Raw genomic sequence first — 24,154 nt, forward strand, 5'->3', positions numbered from 1 at the left:
TCTGTGAGAGGGATGAGGCGGTAACGCCTCACCCTACTCGATATGATTTTTTCTGGGTACGCAATAGCCGCTTTAGGCATTTATGAAAAGGCGTTTATGAAAGATAGATGCTATGCACTGTCTAGCAATGCTAATGAAGCACGCATAGTTAAGATCAAATTAAATGGACATCAGCGTCAAACCAGGGCGTGTTAGATTTATTAATAAACGTTAAAATCACTCTCAATGAAACGTCTCACCCACGTTGGTCGTTGAGATTGCTGCGACAGTCTGTCGAATTGACCCATTCAGACCGCTTGTTCATATTCGTACGCAAATTGCCCCACAGTGGCTTGCTTAACAGCAGGTAGCGCCTTGGGGCTATATAATAAAGGAGACCCCATGACAGTTGCCGCACGGTATCAAACGCTTCGACAGGTTAAAAAATTGTGGGCTAGCAGTGTCGCTTTGGGAGCTTGGTTGTTTGCATCCAGTGCCGTTGCCAGTGAAAGTGAATTACCCCAAGGCCACTTTTTGCTCCCTGATGAAGGGAATATGGTGGGCGAGGTGTATACCGTTACGGCGAAAAAAGAGGATACCCTGCTCGACATCGCTCGCGAGCATAATGTGGGTTACGAAGAGATTCGCATGGCCAACCCGGATACCAGTATTTGGATACCAGGCGAAGGTACTGAGGTGACAATACCCGGCCAATATATTCTGCCAGACGAGCCGCGTACGGGTATTGTGATTAATGTTGCTGAGCTTAGGCTTTACTATTACCCAGAGGTAGAAGAGGGCAAGGCACCGCGGGTAGAGACGTATCCTATTGGAATTGGTCGCGATGCGTTCAATACGCCGCTGGGCATTACTAAGACCACCATGCGTCTTGAGAATCCGGCATGGTATCCACCCGAATCTATTCGCCAAGAAGCTGCTGAACGCGGTGATCCTGCGCCCGCGGTTGTTCCTCCTGGTGAAGATAATCCATTAGGGCAATACGCTATTTTGCTGGATATCCCTGGCTACTTAATTCATGGCACTAATCAGCCTGACGGTGTTGGCATGCGCGCTAGCCGTGGCTGTATTCGGATGCACCCAGAAGATATTGAATCGGTATTTTGGCGTATTCCAGTCGGCACGCAGGTAAACATTATCGACAGCCCCGTTAAGGTGGGCTGGGGGAGTAACGAAAATGCCTATGTTCAAGCTTTTACGCCCACGGATGAACAGAGTTTTGGAATGGAAACGCTGTTAGAGGTGGTTAGCCTAATTGAGGCTCACGAGGGTGATGAGCACGGCATTGATTACGAGCAGGTGCGTAATGTGCTGGAAAAAGCCAATGGCCAGGTTGTGCCACTTAGCTAGGCCGTTCGCTATCAATAGGGGGGGCGCTGAGCGAGGAAACGAGCTCCAGCGCCACCGCTTGCCGCACCAGCTCTGCCAAATTTGCAGCGTGCATGGCCTTCATGGCTCTTAACCGATAGACCTCGACGGTTTTACCGCTAATCTCCATGTGCTCGGCAATTTCACGACTGGTCATTCCTTCTGCTACATGAATCACAATGCGCTGCTCTTTCGGGCGTAGCGATTGGTAACGTGTTCGCAGCATTGCCAACTGCTGCTGAGCGCGCTGCTGTTGGTGAGCGCTGCCCAACGCCTGTTGCACGCTGTCAATCAGCTGCTGGTGGTTAAACGGCTTTTCAATAAAATCAAATGCGCCGTTCTTTAGTGCAGCCACTGCCATGGGGACATCGCCATGCCCTGTCATCATAATGACCGGCAGGGTAGCGCCTTGGTCAACCAGCTGCTGCTGCACTTGCAGTCCACTCATGCCTGGCATGCGAACATCAAGCAGCAGTGCGCCCAGTTTATCGTGCTGACTCGCTAAGAATTGTTCGCCGTCATGAAACGCTTGAGCGGTTAATCCGACGGACTCAAGCAGCCAAACCAGCGATTCACGCAATGCTTGATCATCATCAACAACCGCAATGGTGGCGGTAGACTGTCGTTCAACACTGCTGGTCATTACTGGCCCCTGTTGATGCACTGATTGCGCAATCATACTGTTTCTGTGCGAAGTGTGATGTCAAAGCATGCGCCTTTCGCGTTTTGCTGGGGGCGCAGAGTCAGCGCCCCGCCCATGCTCTCGATTAGCGAACGGCTAATTGCCAAACCCATTCCCAATCCTTCATCGCGGGTGGTGAAAAAGGCATCAAAAATGGTGTCTTGATGGTCTGGCGCTACACCTGGACCCTGGTCTTCAACGCTAAGGGTCAGCTGTCGATTGCCGCTTTTTTGCGCGGCAACGATGACCTGATCGGCATCAGGGAAGTCACGGCTCGCGGTTAGCGCGTTGAGCAATAGGTTAACGATTACTTGCTCAAGGGCAATAGGGTCCGCATAAATACGTGGCAGCCCGTGGGGTAATTGCTGAATAAGCTGAACGGAGGCCTGCTTATACTGCCAGTCGCACAGTTGAAAGGCGGCGGCAATGACGTGTTCAAGTACTAGGGGCCTGACACAGTGGCTGCGTTTACGCACAAAGCTGCGCATATGGCGGAGTCGTTGGGCAAGACGCTGTACCTGCTCATCAATACGGGCCAGTGGCAACTGTAGTTCGCTGGCGGGTAAGTTAGGCGTATGCGTCGTTTTCAAAAGGGCGCCACTGGTGTAGTTGGCGATGGCACCAAGGGGCTGATTGAGTTCATGGGCAATATTAGACGCAAGCTCTCCGGCGGCGGCTAACCGGTTGGCATGGGCAATTTGTTCTTGGTGCCGGCGTGCCTGGGCTTCGGCAGCTTTACGCACGCTAATATCGCGATTAATTAAGGCAAAGTGCCCAGGTTCTACCCCGCGGCTGCGGTGGGTAAGCACGACGCTGAGCACAGGAACCGAGCCGTTTGTGCTGAGCATTTCCAGCTCGCCGCTCCAGGAGCCATAGCGTTCCACCGCCGGAAAGACGACCTGCTCCAGTAGTGCCAACGAGTCACTAGGGTAAAGCGCTGACAGGGCAACTTGCATGGCATCTCGTGGGAGTGAAAAACAGCGCCGTGCCGCTTCGTTGGCACTAAAAATATACTGATTAGGCCCTAAAAAAAGTACGTAGTCGGTAGTGGATTCGACCACCTGTGCTAAACGCTCTCTTGTGGCTTCGGCATGGACTCGGCGGCTCACGTCCCGAGAGACGCATAAAATATCAATTAGCTCGCCTGTGGCGGCATCTCGGCGGGTTCGGCTGGTGGTTTCAAACCAGATGTAGTGACCTGCCTTAGCCCGAAAGCGATACGTTTGCTGATAAAAACCGTCGTGATAGTAGACCCGAGGTGATTTGTTCAACAGATCACTTAGATCAGCAGGATGAAACAGCTGATAGGCCGATACGCCAATCAGCTCTTCCGGTTCGTACCCTAGTAAGTCTCGCGCCGCCTGGGAAGCATATAAAAAAGTACCGTCGCGGGCATGGCGAGATATCAAGTCAGTGGTACTTTCTGCCAGCCACTGATAATGACGCTTCTCTTCTTCCAGCACTGCATTTTGCGCTTCTAGGGCTTTGATTCTGGCGCTTAATGTGGCTTCGTTACTGGTGTCCATAGTGTTTCAACGCGCCGGGTCGAGCACGCCATCCAGCGAGGCGTTACGCCTAAACCAGCCAGCAATGCTGGCACGCGGATGCTGGGTTGGCAGCACCTCGTGGGGAATGGTTTCGGATAAAAAGCAGGCAAACGTACCTGCTTCAGGCACTACGCGGGCGACTTCCAGAGAAGGGGTGTCGGGGTGATAAATGACCATCTCTCCGCCGCCATCTAAGGGCCACTGAGGATTTAAGTAACCGACGGTTGAAATAACCCGGTTAGCTCGCCCTCGAAAACTGTCTAAGTGGCGTTGATAAAATGCGCCTGGTGGGTAGTGGGCAAAGTGGGCCTCATACTCAAACAACCCCAGGAAAAGCGCTTGATTGAGAGATAGCTGGAGTTCTGCCATGGCGTCAAGATAGCGACGCTGGGCTGCGCTTTCTCTATCCAACCAGTGAATGGCATCGCCGCGAATATCTTTGCGAAGATGATGTTCTTTGCCGCGGCCAATGCCAGCCTCATCAAGCACATCGTGTTCGGCCATATGGTGCAGCTCTCGGTGCAGCGCTTGGCAAAGATCAAGGTCTATCACGTTGTTACCCACGTACCAGCCTTGCTCAACAAGCGCATCAACCAGGGCAATATGGGCGATAGGGTTGATCGCTGGAGGGCTATTGCCATTGGGTAACGAGTTTGGCGCTGCAGAGGCAATCATTTCATGGTTCTCTTAGTCGGCATGCGAGCTGCTTTTGGTAGGCGGCTGCTTCTCTCAGGATAGTGACGTAACGCCCCTGGTGGGCGCTGGTAAAGGTCAATTGGCATGCCAAACCCTTCCGCCAGTAGTTCTACCAGCATCATGGCAGAAAGCCCCCAGATCACGTGGCCGTCGACATGGTAGCTAGGTACGTAGTGAGCAACGCCATCTACCGTTATTACATCGGTGTGGGTGCGCTTGTCGTCTAGAAAGTGGCTGAGTGGCACTTCAAAAATGGTGTCTAATTCTGAGGGATCTGCTACTAACGGTAAATCTGGCGGAATAATGCCGACCCATGGCGTGACTCGGATGCCATGTAGCGAAATAACGTCTGATAACCTTCCCAAGGGTTGTACAAGGGAAGGCGCTAGCGCAATCTCTTCTTGTGCCTCGCGAAGAGCCGTAGCATAGAGGTCGACATCGCAGGCCTCGCGTTTGCCGCCGGGAAACGCGACTTGGCCACTGTGAGTGCTGAGATGGCTCGCTCGCCGTGTAAACAGCAGTGTGGGCGATGGACGCTCAACAATAGGCATTAGCACGGCAGCCTCGGGCATTACAACGTGGTCTAGCCGTTGGGGGGAGTGCTGTTGCAGTTGTTTGCGCAGTTTCTCTAACATAGGGCTTCCATTTACTTTGTTCTCTTTTACCCAGCAGCGGTTATTGACGTCAAGTACGTTAAAGCCTTGCCCCATCAGCCGTAGAGAAACGCGATGAATTTTTGTAGTCAGTGTGGTGAAAAAGTCCGTTTTGCTGTTCCTGAAGGCGATGACCGTTCGCGCTATTTATGCGATGCCTGTGGCACTATTCATTACCAGAACCCGCGTATTGTGGCGGGGACGCTGCCGGTGATTGACGATAAAATATTGCTGTGTAAACGGGCGATTTCTCCGCGTAAAGGGTATTGGACACTCCCCGCGGGCTATATGGAAAACGCCGAAACCACTCAGCAGGCCGCCGCACGCGAGACCTGGGAGGAGGCCGTTGCAGAGGTCAAGCTGGAGGGGTTATACACGCTTATTGACCTGCCTCATATCAATCAAGTGTATATGATTTTTCGTGCAGAGCTTCTCGGTGGCTTTAGCGCAGGCCCTGAAAGCTTGGAAGTTGCGCTGTTCGAAGAGCATGAAATTCCTTGGGACGAGCTTGCTTTTCCAACGATTGAGCGCACGTTACAGCACTTTTATGAAGACAGTAAAAATGCCCACTACCCGCTGCATATCAGCTCAATTACCCCTGAAGATAGGGAGCGATATTTTGGCAGTGCCTAAGTTATATTGCTGTTTAGGCGTGGCTAGCAAGGTGATCTATTAAAGCCTTGTATTGCTGAATTACAGGTCGGCCAATTGCCAAACATCATAGGCCACCTCTTCATAGGGGTGGGCTAACTTCAATGCCGCAATCGCTGCCCGTATATACTCATCGCGGCAAACAAGTTCAACCTTCACTTCTTCGACAGTTTCCAGTGACCCTACGTGTCCAATATGAGGGTGCGCGCCCTCTAGTGGGCGGAACTGGCCGGTACCGCGGGTTTGAAAACAGCAGGCCTCATAATCACCAAGTCGGCCAGCGCCTGTTTCAAAGACCGCTTCTTTAACACTCTCGGCATCTTCAACGGGAACAAAAAAAGCAAGCTTGTACATAGTCATCTTTATCCTTATTAATAAACCATGGCGCAAGAGCCCTAGTGAAGGCGTTGTGCGACAATATTTCAAATTATAGGGCAGTGAGTGTGTCAATGGATAAGTTTGAGGTGAAGCTTGATCAGGCGGCCAGAGCTGCTTGGATGTCTTATGTCGGCGGTATGACTCAGGATGAAATTGCCAACCAATTAGGGGTTTCTCGACCCGGTGTCCAGCGCCTGTTAGCGCTCGCAAGGCAAGAAGGGTTGGTGAAGGTCCATATTGACCATCCTATTTCTACCTGTATGACATTAGGCAGCGTGCTTCGCGATCATTTCGGCTTGGCATATTGCGATGTTGTGCCCGCCGATAGCCAGGCTCCTGAAAGTGCTGCGTATTATTTAGCTGTTGCAGGTGCTGAACGGATGGCTCGTTTGGTGGAGCGCAGCGATCCATTAACGCTGTCTTTGGGGACTGGGCGCTCGGTTCGGGCTGCGGTAGAGGCTCTTAGCCGTATTGAGCGGCCCCAACATCGCTTTGTTTCTCTGGTAGGGAATGTTGCCAGGGATGGTTCGGCTAACCGCTACGACGCGGTCATGCTGCTGGCGGATAAAACGGGTGGCGAGCGCTTTTTACTACCTGCACCCGTGGTAGCGGAGTCGTTAGTCGAGAAAGAGGCCATGCTGACACAGCGCCTGTTTAAGGCGATTGCCGATGTGGCGAGAGAATCTGAAGCTGCCTTTATTGGAGTCGGCAGAATTGACCGGCAAGCCACGCTGTTTCAAGACCACTTCATCAGCGAAAGTGAGCTAGATGAGCTATTAAGCCTTAAAGCAGTAGGTGAGTTGCTGGGCTGGCCGCTTAACGACCAGGGAGAAGTGATTGATTGCTCAATAACACGGCGAGTGACCAGTTTGCCTCTAGAGCGGTTCGGTAAGCATCTTATGGTGGCAATAGCGGGTGGGCACGATAAAGCGCCCGCCATACGGGCAGCATTGCGAGGAGGCTGGTTAAAGGGATTGATAACGGATGAAATTGCGGCGAGACAAATCGTTAACACTATTGCTCAATGATTTATAGCGCAGTGCAACATGCAAATAGCTGAATGGATTAGCATAAAGTCTAAAAGGGTAGGCTTTGCTTTTTTTTGGCTTTCGTACGATCATTTGATCGACAGTTGATCAATTTGATCAATTTGATCAGTTTGGCTGCGGTGACAATAGCGACATTGCCAGTAACCACAGTCCTTAATAACCAGAGCCCTAATAACGACAATTCCAGTAATCGCTGTGCCGATAAAAACAATGCCAATATTTGCCAAGAGGAAAGCTGTATGCGTCTCGCACGTCATTTACCTGTCACGACCCTAGCGGCCGCTATTGCGGTAGCTGGCCAAGCCCACGCTCAAACAGAAATCACCGTTGCCACGGTAAACAATAACGACATGGTCATCATGCAGAGCCTGACCGATGCCTTTGAGCAAGCGCACCCAGACATCACTCTGGACTGGGTCGTGCTTGAGGAGAATGTGCTGCGTCAGCGTATGACCACGGATATTGCCACCGGTGGTGGGCAGTTCGATGTGATGACTATCGGTACTTATGAAGTGCCCATCTGGGCAGAGCGTGGCTGGCTTGAACCGCTGGAAAACTTGCCCGATGACTACAATGAAGATGATTTGCTGGCATCGGTACGCGATGGCCTAAGCCTAAATGGCACGCTGCACGCCCTGCCGTTCTATGCGGAAAGCTCCATGATGTATTACCGCACCGACCTGTTTGAGCAGGCTGGTATCGAGATGCCAGCGCAGCCCACCTGGGAACAGGTGCGCGACTGGGCCGAGCAGCTACACGGTAGCGAAGAGAACCTGGCAGGTATTTGCTTGCGCGGTAAGCCGGGGTGGGGCGAAAACATGGCCTTTGTCTCGACGCTGGTGAACACCTTTGGTGGCCGCTGGTTTGATGAGCAGTGGAACCCGGAGCTTAACTCCGAGGCCTGGAACAATGCGATTGCGTTCTATGTTGACCTGCTAAGCAACTACGGTCCGCCCGGAGCCAGCTCCAACGGCTTCAACGAAAACCTAGCGCTCTTTTCTCGTGGGAACTGCGCCATGTGGGTTGATGCCACCTCGGCAGCAGGCAAGCTCTACGATGAAAACGAGTCGGACGTGGCAGGTACGCTAGGTTTTGCGCCAGCACCCATCGCCGAAACCCCTAAAGGCTCTCATTGGCTGTGGTCCTGGGCGTTGGCGATTCCCGCTTCCTCTGAGCACAAAGAAGCAGCACAGGAATTCATTACCTGGGCGACTTCACAGGAGTACATCGAGCTTGTTGGTGAAACGAACGGCTGGACCAGCGTACCGCCGGGGACTCGTGAGTCGACCTATGCCAACGAGCAGTACGTTGATGCCGCGCCATTTGCCGATTTTGTGCTTAACGCCATACAGGAAGCTGATCCTACCGACTCCAGCCTAGAGCCAACCCCCTATATCGGCGTTCAGTTTGTTGGTATTCCAGAGTTCCAGTCGATTGGAACACAAGTGGGCCAAACGATTGCCGCCGCCCTGACCGGTGACACCTCAGTAACTCAGGCGCTTGATAGCGCTCAGCGAGCCACCGAGCGCACCATGCAGCGGGCTGGCTACATCGAACGTTAATGCACTCTTGCGTCTGCCCAGTCATGGGCAGTCGTATTTCAGTGGTTCTAGCAGGTCTGTTTTCTTGCAGGTATTTCCATGAATAGAACACGTGCTTCCGGCCGAACGGTCGGCGGGCTAAGAACGCTTTCGCTTCAAGCGCCCGCGGTATCGCTGCTGCTGCTCTGGATGATCGTGCCCCTGGGCATGACGATCTGGTTCTCTTTTCAGCGCTATAACTTACTCATGCCCGGGATGACCGGCTTCGCCGGGCTGGAAAACTATGAATACTTGCTGACTGACCCTGCCTTGTGGTCGGCGATGGGCACCACCCTGTTGCTGGTAGGGTCGGTACTGGTAGTTACGGTGGTGGGCGGCACGCTGCTCGCGGTGCTGTTCCAGCAAGAGTTTACCGGGCGTGGCATCGCCCGCGTGCTGGCGATTTCTCCCTTCTTTGTCATGCCAACGGTGAGCGCGCTGGTATGGAAAAACATGATGATGCATCCCTCTAATGGGGTATTAGCGTGGCTGGCGCAGTCGCTAGGGCTGCCAGCATTGGACTGGTTCTCATCGCTACCGCTGACCTCCATCATCATTATTGTGTCGTGGCAGTGGCTGCCGTTTGCACTATTGATCCTGCTCACCGCCATGCAGTCACTGGATGAAGACCAAGTGGAAGCAGCGCGTATGGATGGGGCTGGTCCACTGGCGATTTTCTTCTTCATTACGCTGCCGCACCTAAAGCGTGCCATTAGCGTAGTGATCATGATTGAAATGATCTTCTTGCTGACGATTTTTGCCGAGATTTTTGTCACCACCTCCGGCGGGCCGGGACTCGCGACCACTAACTTAGCCTATTTGATCTATATCCAAGCGCTGCTGGATTTCGATGTGGGCTTGGCCTCAGCGGGTGGGGTGATCGCCATCATTCTCGCCAATATCGTCGCGATTTTCCTTGTCCGTATGGTCGCTAAGAACTTAGAAGACTAACCCCGGTGACAGGGCGTCTTGGGAGCATTTCAATGACACTTCATCGTAATAGCGTCGCGCCAGCTAACGCTCGCTCGTTGCCCATCAGGCAACTGGTCTTAACCCTAGTGGGCTGGTCGATTGCTCTGATTATCTTTTTTCCCATCCTGTGGATGGTGCTGACCGGGTTTAAAACCGAAACGGCAGCGATTGCAGATCCAAGCTTTATCTTTTCCCCCACCCTTGAGAGCTATCAAGCCGTTCAAGCACGCTCGGGCTATGCGCGTTTTGCGCTAAATAGCGTCGTCGTGGCATTTGGCTCGACCTTTTTAGCACTGCTGATTGCCATTCCATCGGCGTATGCCATGGCCTTTTTGCCCACTAAGCGAACCAAGGGCACGCTGCTTTGGATGCTGTCTACCAAAATGCTGCCACCTGTCGGTGTCTTGGTGCCTATCTATTTGATTTTCCGCGATGTGGGGCTGTTGGATACCCGTACCGGGCTAATCATTATTTATACCCTGATGAACCTGCCCATTGTGGTGTGGATGCTCTACACCTTCTTCAAGGATATGCCCAAAGACATTCTGGAAGCCGGCAGGATGGACGGCGCGTCCACTCTGCAGGAGGTGTTTTTCCTGCTGCTGCCGCTAACGTTGCCGGGCATCGCCTCTACTGGGCTGCTCTCAGTGATTTTGAGCTGGAACGAAGCGTTCTGGAGTCTCAACTTAACCTCGTCGAAAGCGGCACCGCTGACCGCGTATATTGCCTCGTTCTCAAGCCCTGAAGGGCTATTCTGGGCCAAGCTTTCAGCGGCTTCCACCATGGCAATCGCCCCCATCCTGATCCTCGGCTGGATGACCCAAAAACAAATGGTGCGCGGCCTGACCTTTGGCGCCGTCAAGTAAAGGAGTTCCCCATGGCAACCTTACAACTGAAGAACATTATCAAACAGTTTGGCGACACCAAGGTCATCAAAGGCATTGATCTCGAGGTGAACGACCGCGAGTTCGTGGTGTTTGTTGGCCCTTCGGGCTGTGGCAAATCTACGCTGATGCGCATGATCGCGGGCTTGGAGAGTGCAAGCGACGGCGACATTCTGATCGATGGTAAGCGAATAAACGATGTGGGCCCCGCCGACCGCGGCTTGGCCATGGTATTCCAGAGTTATGCGCTATACCCGCACATGACGGTTGAGGGCAACATGGGCTTCAGCATGCGCCTCGCTGGGGTACCCAAAGAGGAGCGCCGCGCCAAAGTGCTGGAGGCGGCCAAAATTCTGCAGCTGGAGCCGCTGTTAGATCGTAAGCCTAAAGCGCTCTCCGGTGGACAGCGCCAGCGGGTGGCGATTGGCCGGGCGATTGTGCGTAATCCCAGCATCTTCTTGTTTGACGAACCGCTCTCCAATTTGGATGCGGCGCTGCGGGTGCAGATGCGTATTGAGCTGGCACGGCTGCATGAAGAACTAGATGCCACGATGATTTACGTCACCCACGATCAGATAGAAGCCATGACCATGGCCGATAAAATCGTTGTGCTACACGATGGCGTGGTGGAGCAGGTGGGCTCGCCAATGGCGCTCTACCACCATCCGCGCAATCGCTTTGTGGCGGGCTTTATTGGCTCACCGAAAATGAACTTTCTACTGGTGACGTTGACCGGCGTAACGCCTGAAGGCGTAGCGATTCGTCTGCCCGGCGGCGGTGAGCGCAGCGTGCCGGTCGATGGTGCACACTTGGATGCTAACGCCACTCTTGAGCTGGGTGTTCGCCCAGAACACTTGGTCCTTGATGAACAGGGGCCGCTGAGTGGGCAGATCAAAGTGCTTGAGCGCCTCGGCGGTCAAACCTCGCTCTACGTTCAAATGGACGATGAGTTGATCACTATTATGGCTGATGGCGATGTGGCCTACCGGGTCAACGATAGCGTGCGTTTTGGTTTTGCCCCCGAGCGCGCCCATCTGTTTGACGCAGACGGGCTAGCCCTACCTAGCTTGCAGCAGCACCCGTTAGCGGGGCTGACCCGCCAAGATAATCGCGCGGCTACGGAATCTGCCTCTCCGGGGGAGCAGGTATGAAAGCGCTGATTTTTGATTGTGACGGCGTTCTGGTGGATAGCGAAGCACTCGCTGAAGAGACTCTTGAAACCCACCTTGGGCAGTGGCTACCGGATCTGGATATCCCGACGTTGCTCAGCCAAGCCCTGGGCATGACGACGGCCAATATCCTCGAGCACCTGGAACAGCTAAGTCGCCACTTGTTGCCGCCCCATGCCGCTGAACTGATCGATAGCGCCATAGAGGCGCGCTTGGCGAGGGAATTAACCGCCATTGCGGGGGCGCATGCAGCCATCAGCGGGATCGACTTACCCAAGGCTGTGGTCTCGAACAGCCGCCGTTGCCGAGTGCTGGCATCGCTCGTTACTACCCAACTGAACGGCGCGCTAGGCGATGTGCCGATTTTCACCGCCGAGCAGGTCGAAAACCCCAAGCCGGACCCCGCTATTTATCACTTAGCGGCCAGTTCTCTTGGCTGCCCACCCAGCCGCTGCCTGGTGGTAGAAGATAGCGTGGCAGGAGTGACCGCTGCTTATGCTGCAGGCATGCGAGTGATTGGTTTTGTAGGGGCAAGTCATATAGATGAACAGCAGTCTTCACGGCTACTGGCGGCGGGCGCTTGGCGAATTTTGCCCCATATGCGCGGACTTCACGCTTTAGTAGACGAGTGGCAATCCCATTTGCAAGGACAAGATAACAATGAAACTGCTCAATAAACGCGCCGTCATTACTGGCGGTGCCCGTGGTATCGGTTTAGCCATTGCTCAGCGCTACCTCGCCGAAGGGGCGAAGGTCATTGTGGCCGACATCGATGCCAACGCCATTGACGATGCGCTCGCCACGCTGCAACAAGACGCTGGTGCCGAGCGCGTGATGGGTGTCGTGCTGAACGTGTGCGATCAAGCCTCTATCAACGCCATGGTGGAGCGCGTTACCGAGCGATTTGGTGGGATCGATATTTTAGTCAATAACGCCGCGGTGTTTGATATGGCACCGGTGCTCGAGGTGACAGAGGCCAGCTTTGACAAGCAGTTTGCGGTGAATGCCAAGGGGCTGTTTTTTACCCTGCAGATCGTGGCTCGCGCCATGGTGGCACAAGGCCAAGGGGGCAAAATTATTAATATGTCGTCTCAGGCAGGCCGACGGGGCGAGCCACTCGTCAGCGTTTACTGTGCGAGTAAAGCCGCTGTGATTAGCCTGACCCAGTCCTGTGGGCTGGATTTGATCAAGCACCGTATTAACGTGAACGGCATTGCACCGGGGGTAGTGGATACGCCGATGTGGGAAGAAGTCGATGCACTGTTTGCACGCTATGAGAACCGCCCGCTGGGCGAGAAAAAGCGTTTGGTTGGCGAGTCTGTGCCCTTTGGGCGTATGGGATTGCCGGAAGACCACACGGGGGCCGCCGTGTTTCTTGCTAGTCAGGATAGTGACTACATCGTTGCCCAGACGCTCAACGTCGATGGTGGCAACTGGATGAGTTGAGACGCCTATGACCCCTGATCTTGTTTCGTTAAGCCACCAACTGTTGGATGCCGCCGAAGGCAAAACGCGCTTTATGGTTGCCCTGGCGGGGCCCCCCGGGGCAGGTAAGTCTTATCGCAGCGCGCTGTTATGCGATGCGATTAATCAGCAGCGGCCAGGGCAGGCAGCCGTGGTGCCGATGGATGGCTACCACTTCGATAACGCCGTGCTAGGTGATGAGCAACTGCCGGTGAAAGGCGCGCCGCACACCTTCGATGTCGATGGCTTACATCATGATTTAGCGCGCATTCGTCGCGCAGATCAACCGGTAGCGGTGCCGGTGTTTGACCGTCCGCTGGATCTTGCTCGAGCCGGGGGGCGGTTGATTACTCCAGCGCAGCGCATTGTGATTGTGGAAGGTAATTACCTACTGCTGGATCAAGAACCCTGGCGGGCGCTGCACAAGCTGTTCGACTGGACGCTGTTTATCGATGTGGACGATGCCGTACTGGTTGAGCGGTTGGTGAATCGCTGGCTGTGCATGGGCCAAGACCATATCGGCGCTCTCGAGCGCGCTCATCAAAAAGACATGCTTAACGCTGAACTTGTAAAAAACGGCAGCGTGCCACCTGACCAGCGCTGGCGCTAGGGCGCGGCGTGGCTAACAAATGACCCGGAGAGTGACGATGACTCAGCTTAATAATCACAACATGGGTGCTCTCAGTGCGGCGGTTGAGACGCCTACTTATGATCGGCAGGCCGTGACGCCAGGCATCGTGCATATTGGCGTCGGTGGTTTTCATCGTGCTCATCAAGCGATGTACCTAGACGCACTAATGAACCAGGGTGAGGCGCTTGAGTGGGGCATTGTGGGGGTGGGAGTAATGCCCGGCGATAAGCGTATGCAGCAGGCCCTTGCTGCGCAAGACTATCTCTATACGCTCGTGGTGAAACACCCCGACGGCGAGTATCAGCCCCGTGTGATCGGCAGTATGGTGGATTACCTGTTTGCGCCAGAAGACCCCGAAGCGGTGATCGAAAAAATGGCCGATCCCGCCATCAAGATTGTGTCGCTCACCGTGACGGAAGGTGGCTACAACTTCCATCCAGTGACTGGAGAATTCAATCTGGATTCTCCACAGGTACGTGATGATCTCGCCCACCCAGAGCAGCCTTCCACCAGCTTTGGCTTAGTGGTGGAAGCTCTGGTTCGCCGCCGGGCGCGAGGCATTGCACCTTTTACGGTGATGTCCTGCGACAATATTCAAGGTAACGGTGACGTGGCTAAACGCATGTTCAGTGCCTACGCCCGTGCACGCAGCGCAGGGCTTGGCGACTGGCTAGCTGCCGAAGTGGCGTTTCCCAATGCCATGGTGGATCGCATCACACCAGTGACAGCGCCTACGGATATTGACGAGCTGGCCCAGCGGTTTGATGTAGAAGATGCCTGGCCAGTGGTATGCGAGCCCTTCACCCAATGGGTGTTGGAAGATCACTTTCCCTTGGGTCGCCCGGCGCTTGAGAAAGTAGGCGTGCAACTTGTCGATGATGTAGAGCCTTATGAGCTGATGAAGCTTCGACTGCTCAATGCCAGTCATCAGGCGCTTGCTTACTTCGGCTACTTGGCAGGCTACCGCTATGCCCATGAAGTTTGCCAAGACCCGCTGTTTGTCGAGTTTTTGCTGGGCTATATGCGTGAAGAGGGCACGCCTACGCTGGCGCCAGTGCCAGGGGTAGATTTAGAAACCTATCGGCTGACCCTGATTGAACGCTTCGCCAACCCGCAAATTAAAGACACTCTGGCACGACTCTGTGCTGAAAGCTCTGATCGCATTCCCAAATGGCTCGTGCCTGTCATTCGCCAGCAACTTGCCCTGGGAGGTGAGATTAAGCGCAGCGCCGCCGTGGTCGCCAGCTGGGCACGTTACGCTGAAGGCGTCGATGAGCAGGGAGAAGCTATCGATATTGTGGACCGTCTGCGTGAGCCATTGATGGCTATTGCCACTAACAACCGCACGAACCCCGCTGCGTTTGTCGAGAACCGCGAGCTGTTTGGCGACTTGGCTGACCAGCCTCGCTTTCTAAACGCTTACCTAAAGTCATTGACGTCGCTGCATGAACGGGGAGCACGGGCTACTCTTGAGGCTCTGGTCGCGTCCAAAGGAACGTTGTGATGTATATCGGGGTAGATTGCGGTACACAGAGTACCAAAGTTGTGGTGGTAGATGTGGAGCGTGGCGTCATCCTGGGTGAAGGCAGTCGTCCCCATAGCCTAGACGAGGGAGAGCATGGCCGCCGGGAACAGGCGCCAGCAGAGTGGCTGGCAGCGCTCAAAGGAGCTTTTTTTCAAGCACTTGAGCATGCTGGTATTGATGCCAAGCAGGTGCGGGGGATTGGCGTTTCCGGACAGCAGCACGGCATGGTGGCACTGGATGCGGATGGTGTGCCGGTGTATCCCGCCAAACTGTGGTGCGATACCGAAACCAGTGCTCAAAACAGCGATTTAGTCGACCGACTTGGCGGTGAAGCGGGCTGCCTGGAGAAGCTTGGTCTGGTGTTACAGACTGGCTATACCGCATCTAAAGTGGCGTGGCTGCGGGAGCATCACCCTGACGCCTACCAGCGTATAGCCACTCTGCTACTGCCCCACGACTACCTCAACTTCTGGCTGACCGGTGAGCGGGTCACTGAGGCGGGTGATGCGTCGGGCACCGGTTATTTTGATACCCGTGCCCAATGCTGGCAGAAAGAGGTATTTGCAGCCATTGCGCCGGAACTTGACCCTGACCGTGTGCTACCTCGCCTTATCCAGGCGCACGAGCCAGCAGGGCGAGTGCGCCCGCTAGTGGCGCAAGAGTTGGGGCTTCATGATGATGTGGTGGTGTCTTCTGGCGGCGGCGACAACATGTTAGGCGCAATTGGCACCGGTAATATTACTCAGGGGCTGGTGACGCTTAGTTTAGGAACCTCCGGCACGGTGTGCGCTTATTCACCTAATTCGGTGGTGTGCGATAGCGCCATGGTGGCCAGCTTCTGTGCCAGCCACGGTGGCTGGCTGCCGTTAATCTGCACGATGAACGTTACCTCTGCGACTACTCGCGTGCGTGAGCTGTTTGGGCTGGATTTAGCCGCCTTTGGCGACCAGGTTGCCAGCTCGCCGATTGGGGCCGAGGGAGTGATTGTACTGCCGTTTTTTAACGGCGAACGGGTGCCGATGCTGCCCAATGCGACGGGTGATTTTCTTGGTTTGACCAGCCTTAATATGACTCAAGCTAACCTCTGCCGAGGGGTGATGGAAGGCGCTACTTTTGGCCTGCGCTATGGCTTGGAACTATTAGGTGATCTAGCTGACGGCACCAGCCAGATTAGGCTGATTGGCGGCGGTGCCAAGAGCCCAGTCTGGCGGCAAATGGTGGCTGACATTACTAATACCCAGGTAATCTGCCCAGAGATTACCGATGCCGCCGCGTTAGGGGCGGCTATTCAAGCGGCTTGGTGCGACTTACATCAGGAGGGTGTGACCTTGGCATCGCTTTGTGAGCGCTTGGTGCACCTGGATGCCGCTTCCCTTGCCGACCCTGACGCTAAGCGTGTTTCTGCTTATGAGGTGATTTATCAGCGTTATCGCGAGGCGCTTGCTCAGCGTCATAACGTTTAATAATGCGGATTGCCTAGAAAGATATTGCTTTGCCTTGTACCGTTTAAGGAGAGATGCGGAGAGTACACGCGCCTTGAGTGGAGAGAGTCATGGATGCCGTTTTGCGCGATCTGCTAGATACGCTGGGATTAACCCCCACTGATAAGCTGCAGCCACTCAGTGGGGGGTGATATAGCCGCTGTTTACGCCTTGACTACTCGTCAAGGGCAAGTCGTTATCAAACACGACGATTCCGCGCGATTGCTTGGCGAAGCAGAAGGGCTTCGCGCGCTCAAGGGGGCGGGTACGTCATTAGTGATACCTGAGGTGCTAGGAGAGACGATGGGGTGGCTGGTGATAGAGTCACTCGATACCCAACCCGCAAACACCCAAAGTAGCGTCGCTTTAGGCGAAGGGCTGCGTGAGTTGCATGGTGTGATAGGTGATGCCCATGGCTGGCATCAGGACAATGCGTGTGGGCGTACGCCCCAACCCAACTCCCCGCTGGCAGATGGCCGTGCGTTTCAGCGCGAACGGCGTCTACTGCCTCTTACTCAAGCTTGTTATCAGCAGGGCCTGCTGAATGGCGCGTTGCGACGCCGTGTTGAACACCAAGCAGAGCAACTAGAAACATGGCTGCCAGATTCGTCTGCCAGCCTTATTCATGGTGATCTATGGTCGGGTAATGTGCTGACAACCACTAGAGGGCCGGCACTGATCGATCCTGCTGTTTATCGCCATTATCCCGACGTTGATTTGGCCATGCTGACCCTGTTTGGATCGCCTAGCGCACCTTTTTTTGATGCTTACTGGAACGGCGATAAGCCAACCGACTGGCCAAGACGCGAAGCGTTGTTTCAGCTTTATCCATTGCTTAACCATCTGCTGTTATTTGGTTCAGGGTATCACAGTGCCGTTGAACGCTGCGTGGCAGTATTGGAAGCTTTTGAGAGTTAATGGGGCAGCGTTTGGCGGAGCAATAGTGGTGATGGTGCTGATTTTCTCGCTTTATTAGCTATCTGTTTGGATTGCCAATCACTGCCGCATGTTGTTGAGAGACTCAAGCGCTCACTTTAGTTAGCGTGTAATTACATTAGCTGTAACATGGTTCACTTAAGATTCGAGTGGGTAAAGGAGCGCTAAAAAGCTGCAAGCTCATGGAGCTTTGGACTAAGGTAATAGAGAGTCTTGTGTAGTACGGTTATCTATACGTGACGCTGTTCATATATTTAGGTTAAGTTCAAGCCTAGCATACATACATGAATGTAACTATAATGCCACCCTTCAGAATGGCTATCATTATCGTCACCCTACGTTGACACCTAGAGGCAATCCCATGCGACTGGCACACTGGGCAGTCAATGCCCCTTTTCGTCCCCTGCTATTAGCAGTGCTGACATCTTCTTTCGTCCTGCCCGCTCAAGCGGCAGATTTAGTCAATATCACTCGCGATGCGCTTAATAACAACGCTGCCTTGGCCTCTGCACGTGCTGAATTTTCAAGTGTTGAAGCGGCAAGCGATGTGGCAAGTGGCGCGCTGTTGCCTCAGGTAAATGCCTCCGGCAATGTCGTCCATAACCAGCAGTACGAAAGCCAGTCCTCCTCTAGAGTTGGGCAGAGCGCTGGTGCCGGTTCTAATGCGGCGGGTGTCAGCGATGATCGCTACAACACCGCGTCATTAACACTTGAGGCGACCCAGGCACTCTTCAATGCTGTCACACGTGAGGAAGTGAATCAGGCTGAACGTCAGATTGATCAACAAGTGTACTTATTGGCCGCCACTGAGCAGCAGTTGCTGATTGATGTCGCGAGCGCTTATTTCGATATTTTGCGTGCCCACGAAGTGCTCGAGGCGCGTTTAGCTCAAGAGCGTGCGATTGGCCGCCAGCTTGAGCAGGCTCGAGAGCAGTTTGAAGTAGGTCTCATTGCTATCACTGAAGTAGAGGAAGCACGGGCGAGCTTTGATCAATCCCGCGCTGATCGCATAGCAGCAGAGAGTAATCTTCAGGTGGCATTTGAGGTGCTTGAACAGCTGACGGGGCAACGTTACGCCAGTATCGACGCGTTAGGCGATAGTATGCCGATTGCCCTGCCAACCCCTACGGATCGTAACTATTGGGTAGAGCAAGCCATTGAGCGTAACCCGCAGGTATTAGCGCAGCAGGCAGGCATTGAGCTTTCCCGCGTAGGCGTCGAGCTGGCGCGTGCTGGACGTATGCCGACGGTTCAGGCATTTGCTAACTACCAGTACTCGGATAGCGATAGTGATTTGGTGAGTGGCTACAACACGTCAAGCCAAGTGGGTGTCTCGGCGAACTTACCTATCTATACCGGTGGCACCACCAGCGCCCGTATTCGCCAAGGTACCTTCCAGCTTGAAAGTAGCCAATACGATTTCGAGTCCCAACGCCGTACTACCATCCAACAAGTGCGTTCGCTCTATACCCAGGTTAGCAACAACGTCGATACCGTTGAGGCTCGCCAGCAGGCCATCGTTTCTAACCGTAGTGCTTTAGAAGCTACCCGTGCCGGTTATGAAGTAGGCACACGTAATATCGTGGACGTGTTGAACGCTGAACAAAGCCTCTATAACGCTATCGCTAACTATGCCGAAGCGCGTTATGACTATGTGGTTAATTTGCTCTCACTGCGCCAGCAGGCGGGTCTGTTAGACGTTGAGGCGATTGAAGACGTCAATGCGTGGCTAACGGGAGATGAGGTGAACTTCACTCTGCCTGAGGGTGGCGACCCCGACGCCTACCAGAGGGCTATGGATATTGGCGCTCCACCCACGCCGGGTGCGTAAGCTAGCGAGTTGTTAGTTTTCTAACACATTAACCAACCTCTCGCTGTGCTGCTATCCGTCAATGTTGAAAAGATTAATGGGAAACCAACGTATGAAGAAAACGATTCACTCAGGTAGAGCGAGTCTAGTGACGCTGATAGCTGCATTGGCGCTAGCCGCATGCGGCCAGGAGCAACCTCAGCAACAGCAGGCTGGGCAGCAGGAAGCTCCGCCTCATGCGGTAGAAGTAGCTGAAATAACCCGCCAGGATATTCCTCTGAATAAATCCTACCCATCACTGCTGCGCAGCGACAGTGAAGTCACGCTTGTGGCACGGGTGAACGGGTTTCTTGAAGAGCGCCATTTTGAGCCAGGGCAACTGGTAGAGCAGGGGGACCGACTCTATACCATCGAGCCAGATCTCTACCAAGCAACCGTTAACCAGCGTGAGGCCGACTTGCAAAGTGCGCGCGCTGAACTGGCCCGTGCCCAGCGTGATGCGCAGCGTTTTGAGCAGTTGCTGAGCCAAAACTCGGTCAGTCGTCAGCAGTATGACCAAGCACTAGCTGACCAGCGCGTTGCCCAAGCAAGTGTCGCTCAAGCCGATGCTGCGTTAACCAGTGCTAATCTTGATTTAGGCTATTCAAACGTCACCGCACCGGTGTCTGGCATGATCAGTTTAAGTCAGATAAACGTTGGTAATTTGGTGACGCCAGGAACTGAGTTAGCCACTATTACGCCGCTTGATCCTCTTGAAGTGCGTTTTCAACTACCTCAGCGCGATGCTTTTGAGCTGCGTCGACAGCTGGGTGAGAGTGGTAGCGCATCAGACATAACCGCGCGTTTGAGTGTGCCAGGACAGTATGGTGACGACAGCGCTGAGCTTGAAGGTCGTTTGAGCTTCCTGGGTTCTCGTGTTGATAGCGGCACCAGTACGGTGCAGGCGTCAGCAGCGTTCGCAAATCCTGATGGCGCGGTATTGCCTGGTCAGTTTGTCCGGGTTCGTGTTGAAGGCTTGAAGCGTTTTGATGTACTGGCCGTACCAGAAATTGCCGTTACTCAAGGGTTAATGGGACCGCGGGTCTTTATTGTCGATGATGAAAATAAAGCGCGCGAGCGCACGGTTCAACTCGGTGAAGTGGCTGGCCCATGGCAAATCATTCATGATGGCCTGACTGCTGGCGAGCGTGTCATCGTAGGCGACCCCGCTGGTCTGGAGCCAGGAATGCTAATTGACCCCCAGCCATTTGAAGGTAACGCTGCCGACATCGTCGCAGAAGCTGAGCAGGAAGACGCCCAGCAAGAAGCCGGGCAGGCAGAGGCAATGCAGGATGGGGCGGCTGACGCACAGCCCGCTGAAGGGGAAGAGGGCGCGCAATAATGAACTTTTCCAACTTCTTTATCAGCCGACCGATTTTCGCCACCGTTTTGGCGATTATCTTGACGCTGGTAGGTACGATGGCGATGCGAATACTGCCGATAGAGCAGTATCCCAGCGTTGTACCTCCCACTGTGTCCGTTCAGGCTCAGTTCCCCGGGGCAGATGCTGAGACGGTTGCGCAAACCGTCGCGGCACCGCTTGCTGAGGCCATCAATGGTGTTGAGGACATGCTATATATGACCTCAAACAGCGCTGATAATGGTCTTATGAGCCTGAGTGTTGCGTTTAACATTGGCACTGATGGTGATATCAACACCATCAATGTCAATAACCGAGTGCAGGGCGCGCTTTCGCAGTTACCTGAGGCGGTTCAGTCTCAAGGGGTGACGGTTGAGTTACGCTCTGACTCTATTCTGATGCTTGTTGCCTTGACGTCTCCTAGCGGTGACTACAACAAAATCTACATGCAGAACTACGCCACGCTTAATATCTTGGATGAGCTACGCCAAGTGCCCGGCGTAGGGAATGCCGAAGTGTTAGGCGGTGGTGAGTTTGCGATGCGGGTGTGGATGGACCCTGACAAGCTGGCTCAGTATGACCTCACGCCCAGTGAGGTGGCCAGTGCTATTCGCGCGCAGAATACCGAAATTCCCGCAGGTAACTTAGCGGCAACACCGCAAAGCGAACCGCGTGCTTATACCTATACAATTACCGCCGGTGGGCGTTTATCGGGAACCGATGATTTCCGCAATATCTATCTGCGTACGAATCCTGACGGCTCTTCGCTGCGTCTCGAGGACGTAGCACGTATTGAACTAGGCGCTTCGTTCTATGGTGTTGATGCACGCTTAAACGGCGCCACAATGACGCCGATCATCATCAACCAGCAGCCGGGTGCAAACGCACTGGAAACCGCTGAAGCAGTGCGTGCCACGATGGAAGAACTATCGGGGCGTTTTCCGCCAGGGCTTGAGTATGTAACGCCTTACGACACCACGCTGTTTATTGATGCCTCGGTAGAAACCGTTCTGCATACGTTTATTGAAGCGTTCCTGATCGTTATCGTGATTCTGTTCATCTTCTTGCAGAACTGGCGCTTTACGGTCATTGCTATGTCGGTCGTGCCGGTCTCGGTTATCGGTACCTTTGCTGGTTTTTACTTGTTTGGCTTCTCAATCAACCTTCTAACGCTTTTCGCTCTGGTGCTGTCGATAGGCATCGTGGTGGATGATGCGATTCTGGTGGTGGAGAACGTTGAACGGGTATTGAGCGAAGAGGACGATATTACGGTTCGTGATGCCACTATCCGCGCGATGAAAGAGGTGGGTGGCCCGGTTATTGCCACATCGCTGATTATGGCGGCGGTGTTTGTACCCGTGGCGTTCCTGGGCGGTTTTACCGGCCAAATTTATCAGCAGTTTGCGATTACCGTGGCGATATCGGTGGCGCTATCGGCGCTGATGGCACTGACGTTCACCCCTGCGCTGTCGGCCATCTTCATTAAGCATAACCTGCATAAAACGAAACAGTCCGCGTTCCGGCGTGCGATTACCACGCCGCTGCGCCTGTTTGACCGCTTCTTCGCTGGTTTTACCGCCGTTTATATGTGGTTTGTGAAAAAGCTGGTGCGTTTCTGGGTGTTAGCGCTTGCGCTGACTGTGGCGGTGGGGGCCGGTTCTTACTGGCTCTATGCAAATACGCCTTCCACACTTGTGCCGGAAACTGACCAAGGTATCGTGCTGGTTAGCGTTTCATTGCCCGATGCTGCGTCGCTTAGCCGAACCCAAGCCTATATGAATGAGCTTAGCTCACAGATAGAAGCCATTCCGGGCGTTGAGTACTCCTCTGCTGTCGCGGGATACGACATTCTGTCGAGTGCGGTCAATACTGCACGGGGCATTATGTTTATCAACATGAAAACCTGGGCAGAACGTGACTTAACGGCTAATGAGTTGGTTGGCCGTATTATGCAGTTGGGGGCGAGCATTGATGGTGGTTCTGCGATGGCGTTTAACGTACCGCCGATCATGGGGCTTTCAACAACGGGTGGTTTCACCGGTTATTTGCAATCTTTTGAAGGCTCGTCACCTCGCGAGTTGTATCAAGCGTCATTGCAAATTATGCAGGCGGCTAACCAGCACCCGGCATTAAGCCGCGTTTTTACAACGTTTAACGTCAATGTGCCTTCTTACCGTGCGGAAATAGATCAGCAAAAAGCGCTGAGCTATGGTGTCGCCCTTGAGAATATCAACTCGGCGCTAGCCAACACCTTCGGTAATGGTTTTGTTAACTTCTTTAGCTACCAAAACCGTAACTTCCAGGTCTATTTACAGAATGAAGATAAATTCCGTAAAACGCCCGATGATGTGAGCAGCGTTTATGTACGTGGTGGCAATGGTGAGCGCATTCCTCTTTCTGAGTTTGTAACGCTCGAACGCCAAACGGGTCCATCTGTTGTTTCTCGCTTCGGTGTTTATGCGGGGGCTCAGTTCCAGGGTAATCCAGCGCCAGGCTACAGCTCTACACAGGCTATTGCAGCGATGGAGGAAGTGGTTCAGGAAACATTGGGCCAAAACTGGGGAATGGGCTGGACGGGGACTGCCTACCAAGAGTCTAACCTTGGCAATACCGCTTTGCTCGCCATTGTGTTTGGTATTTTGATGGTGTTCTTGATACTGGCGGCACAGTATGAGAGTTGGTCGCTACCACTAGCGGTACTTACTGCCACGCCGTTTGCTTTCTTGGGCGGCGTGGGTGGTATTGCGTTGCGAGGCCTGGATACCAGTGTCTATGTCCAGATTGGGATGCTGGTGGTTGTTGGCTTGGCCGCTAAGAACGCGATCCTTATCGTTGAGTTTGCGGAGTTGCAGCGCAAAGAGCATGGTAAGTCGATTCGTGAAGCAGCGATTACCGCCGCGGAGCTCCGTTTCCGTCCTATCGTTATGACCTCACTGGCCTTTATCTTCGGTACCTTGCCATTGGCACTGGCCTCTGGCGCGAGCGATGTGAGTAGCCACCACATAGGTACCACCGTTGCGGTCGGTATGGCGTCTGTTGCCGTGCTGGGAAGCCTGTTTATTCCAAGCTTCTACGCAATGATTGCCACGGTGTCTGATTGGCTCTATCGGAAACGCCACCCTGACCGGGATGGTAACAACGAGCAGGCAGCGCTAGGTCACGACTAAGCATAACGCTGTTTAGCGACTTGCTAGCGGGCACCATGTTTTCATGGTGCCCGTTTTTTTTACAAACTTGATCAAGAGCAATTAGAGAACCACATAAACGCGTAAGGTGGTCTAC

The 24,154-nt window shown here is 53.9% G+C and carries 20 protein-coding genes and 1 pseudogene; 16 read left to right on the top strand and 5 right to left on the bottom strand.

The genetic code is table 11. The features are described 5' to 3' along the window. Nucleotides 1–381: 381 nt before the first annotated feature. The gene (locus INT19_RS16625) at nt 382–1,347 is read left to right on the top strand and encodes a L,D-transpeptidase family protein (protein ID WP_193061561.1); all 966 of its coding nucleotides are present in this window, start codon (nt 382–384) and stop codon (nt 1,345–1,347) included. Here the strand turns inward: INT19_RS16625 and INT19_RS16630 are convergent. Genes INT19_RS16630 through INT19_RS16645 form a run of 4 tightly spaced genes read right to left on the bottom strand, consistent with a single transcriptional unit; the run spans nt 1,340 to nt 4,925 of the window. After that, the gene (locus INT19_RS16630; RefSeq protein WP_226924686.1) at nt 1,340–2,044 is read right to left on the bottom strand and encodes a response regulator transcription factor; all 705 of its coding nucleotides are present in this window, start codon (nt 2,042–2,044) and stop codon (nt 1,340–1,342) included. The genes INT19_RS16625 and INT19_RS16630 overlap by 8 nt on opposite strands. Further along, complete coding sequence (locus INT19_RS16635) at nt 2,041–3,573, bottom strand: ATP-binding protein (protein WP_193061562.1); 1,533 nt, start codon at nt 3,571–3,573, stop codon at nt 2,041–2,043. Before INT19_RS16635 ends, INT19_RS16630 begins: the two co-directional genes overlap by 4 nt. 6 nt (nt 3,574–3,579) lie before the next feature. Beyond that, nucleotides 3,580–4,269, bottom strand: coding sequence for a 2OG-Fe(II) oxygenase (locus tag INT19_RS16640; RefSeq protein WP_193061563.1), 690 nt, complete (start codon nt 4,267–4,269; stop codon nt 3,580–3,582). Beyond that, entirely contained in the window at nt 4,266–4,925 is a 660-nt protein-coding gene (locus INT19_RS16645; RefSeq protein ID WP_193061564.1) for a CoA pyrophosphatase, read from the bottom strand. Before INT19_RS16645 ends, INT19_RS16640 begins: the two co-directional genes overlap by 4 nt. Nucleotides 4,926–5,018: 93 nt before the next feature. On the opposite strand from INT19_RS16645, the gene INT19_RS16650 reads away from it, so the two are divergent. Continuing rightward, nucleotides 5,019–5,576: an NUDIX hydrolase gene (locus tag INT19_RS16650; protein ID WP_193061565.1), complete on the top strand. Its 558-nt coding sequence runs from the start codon at nt 5,019–5,021 to the stop codon at nt 5,574–5,576. Nucleotides 5,577–5,636: 60 nt separating this feature from the next. Here INT19_RS16650 and INT19_RS16655 read toward each other — a convergent pair whose 3' ends face one another. Further along, nucleotides 5,637–5,948, bottom strand: a complete 312-nt coding sequence (locus INT19_RS16655) for an NGG1p interacting factor NIF3 (protein ID WP_089038794.1) — start codon at nt 5,946–5,948, stop codon at nt 5,637–5,639. A gap of 95 nt (nt 5,949–6,043) precedes the next feature. Between INT19_RS16655 and INT19_RS16660 the strand changes: the two genes are divergently transcribed. The 14 genes and pseudogenes from INT19_RS16660 (at nt 6,044) to INT19_RS16725 (ending at nt 24,039) form a co-directional block, all read left to right on the top strand. Continuing rightward, nucleotides 6,044–7,000: a sugar-binding transcriptional regulator gene (locus INT19_RS16660; protein ID WP_089038793.1), complete on the top strand. Its 957-nt coding sequence runs from the start codon at nt 6,044–6,046 to the stop codon at nt 6,998–7,000. Nucleotides 7,001–7,260: 260 nt separating this feature from the next. Then, nucleotides 7,261–8,583 (top strand): ABC transporter substrate-binding protein, encoded by a 1,323-nt coding sequence (locus INT19_RS16665; RefSeq protein ID WP_193061566.1) that lies wholly within the window; start codon nt 7,261–7,263, stop codon nt 8,581–8,583. A gap of 78 nt (nt 8,584–8,661) precedes the next feature. Next, the gene (locus tag INT19_RS16670) at nt 8,662–9,552 is read left to right on the top strand and encodes a carbohydrate ABC transporter permease (protein ID WP_193061567.1); all 891 of its coding nucleotides are present in this window, start codon (nt 8,662–8,664) and stop codon (nt 9,550–9,552) included. A gap of 32 nt (nt 9,553–9,584) precedes the next feature. Then, nucleotides 9,585–10,439 (top strand): carbohydrate ABC transporter permease, encoded by an 855-nt coding sequence (locus INT19_RS16675; RefSeq protein WP_089038790.1) that lies wholly within the window; start codon nt 9,585–9,587, stop codon nt 10,437–10,439. A gap of 11 nt (nt 10,440–10,450) precedes the next feature. Then, nucleotides 10,451–11,608: an ABC transporter ATP-binding protein gene (locus tag INT19_RS16680; protein ID WP_193061568.1), complete on the top strand. Its 1,158-nt coding sequence runs from the start codon at nt 10,451–10,453 to the stop codon at nt 11,606–11,608. Next, nucleotides 11,605–12,303 carry an HAD family hydrolase gene (locus INT19_RS16685; RefSeq protein ID WP_193061569.1) on the top strand — a complete coding sequence of 233 codons (699 nt, stop codon included), beginning with the start codon at nt 11,605–11,607 and terminating at the stop codon, nt 12,301–12,303. The genes INT19_RS16680 and INT19_RS16685 overlap by 4 nt, the downstream gene beginning before the upstream one ends. Then, complete coding sequence (locus tag INT19_RS16690; RefSeq protein ID WP_193061570.1) at nt 12,287–13,072, top strand: L-iditol 2-dehydrogenase; 786 nt, start codon at nt 12,287–12,289, stop codon at nt 13,070–13,072. Before INT19_RS16685 ends, INT19_RS16690 begins: the two co-directional genes overlap by 17 nt. 7 nt (nt 13,073–13,079) lie before the next feature. Continuing rightward, entirely contained in the window at nt 13,080–13,700 is a 621-nt protein-coding gene (locus INT19_RS16695; RefSeq protein ID WP_193061571.1) for a nucleoside/nucleotide kinase family protein, read from the top strand. Nucleotides 13,701–13,737: 37 nt separating this feature from the next. After that, a complete protein-coding gene (locus INT19_RS16700; RefSeq protein WP_193061572.1) occupies nt 13,738–15,225 on the top strand; it encodes a mannitol dehydrogenase family protein in 1,488 nt (495 codons plus the stop codon). Then, on the top strand, nt 15,225–16,709 hold the full coding sequence (xylB, locus tag INT19_RS16705; RefSeq protein WP_193061573.1) for a xylulokinase: 1,485 nt from the start codon (nt 15,225–15,227) through the stop codon (nt 16,707–16,709). The genes INT19_RS16700 and xylB overlap by 1 nt, the downstream gene beginning before the upstream one ends. 89 nt (nt 16,710–16,798) lie before the next feature. Then, nucleotides 16,799–17,645: pseudogene (locus INT19_RS16710) on the top strand (fructosamine kinase family protein). A gap of 379 nt (nt 17,646–18,024) precedes the next feature. After that, nucleotides 18,025–19,494 carry a TolC family outer membrane protein gene (locus INT19_RS16715; protein ID WP_193061574.1) on the top strand — a complete coding sequence of 490 codons (1,470 nt, stop codon included), beginning with the start codon at nt 18,025–18,027 and terminating at the stop codon, nt 19,492–19,494. A 91-nt stretch (nt 19,495–19,585) separates the two neighbouring features. Then, entirely contained in the window at nt 19,586–20,854 is a 1,269-nt protein-coding gene (locus INT19_RS16720; RefSeq protein ID WP_193061575.1) for an efflux RND transporter periplasmic adaptor subunit, read from the top strand. Then, the gene (locus INT19_RS16725) at nt 20,854–24,039 is read left to right on the top strand and encodes an efflux RND transporter permease subunit (RefSeq protein ID WP_193061576.1); all 3,186 of its coding nucleotides are present in this window, start codon (nt 20,854–20,856) and stop codon (nt 24,037–24,039) included. Before INT19_RS16720 ends, INT19_RS16725 begins: the two co-directional genes overlap by 1 nt. Nucleotides 24,040–24,154: the final 115 nt, after the last annotated feature.

The organism is Halomonas sp. 3A7M, assembly GCF_014897875.1.
Taxonomy (GTDB): domain Bacteria; phylum Pseudomonadota; class Gammaproteobacteria; order Pseudomonadales; family Halomonadaceae; genus Vreelandella.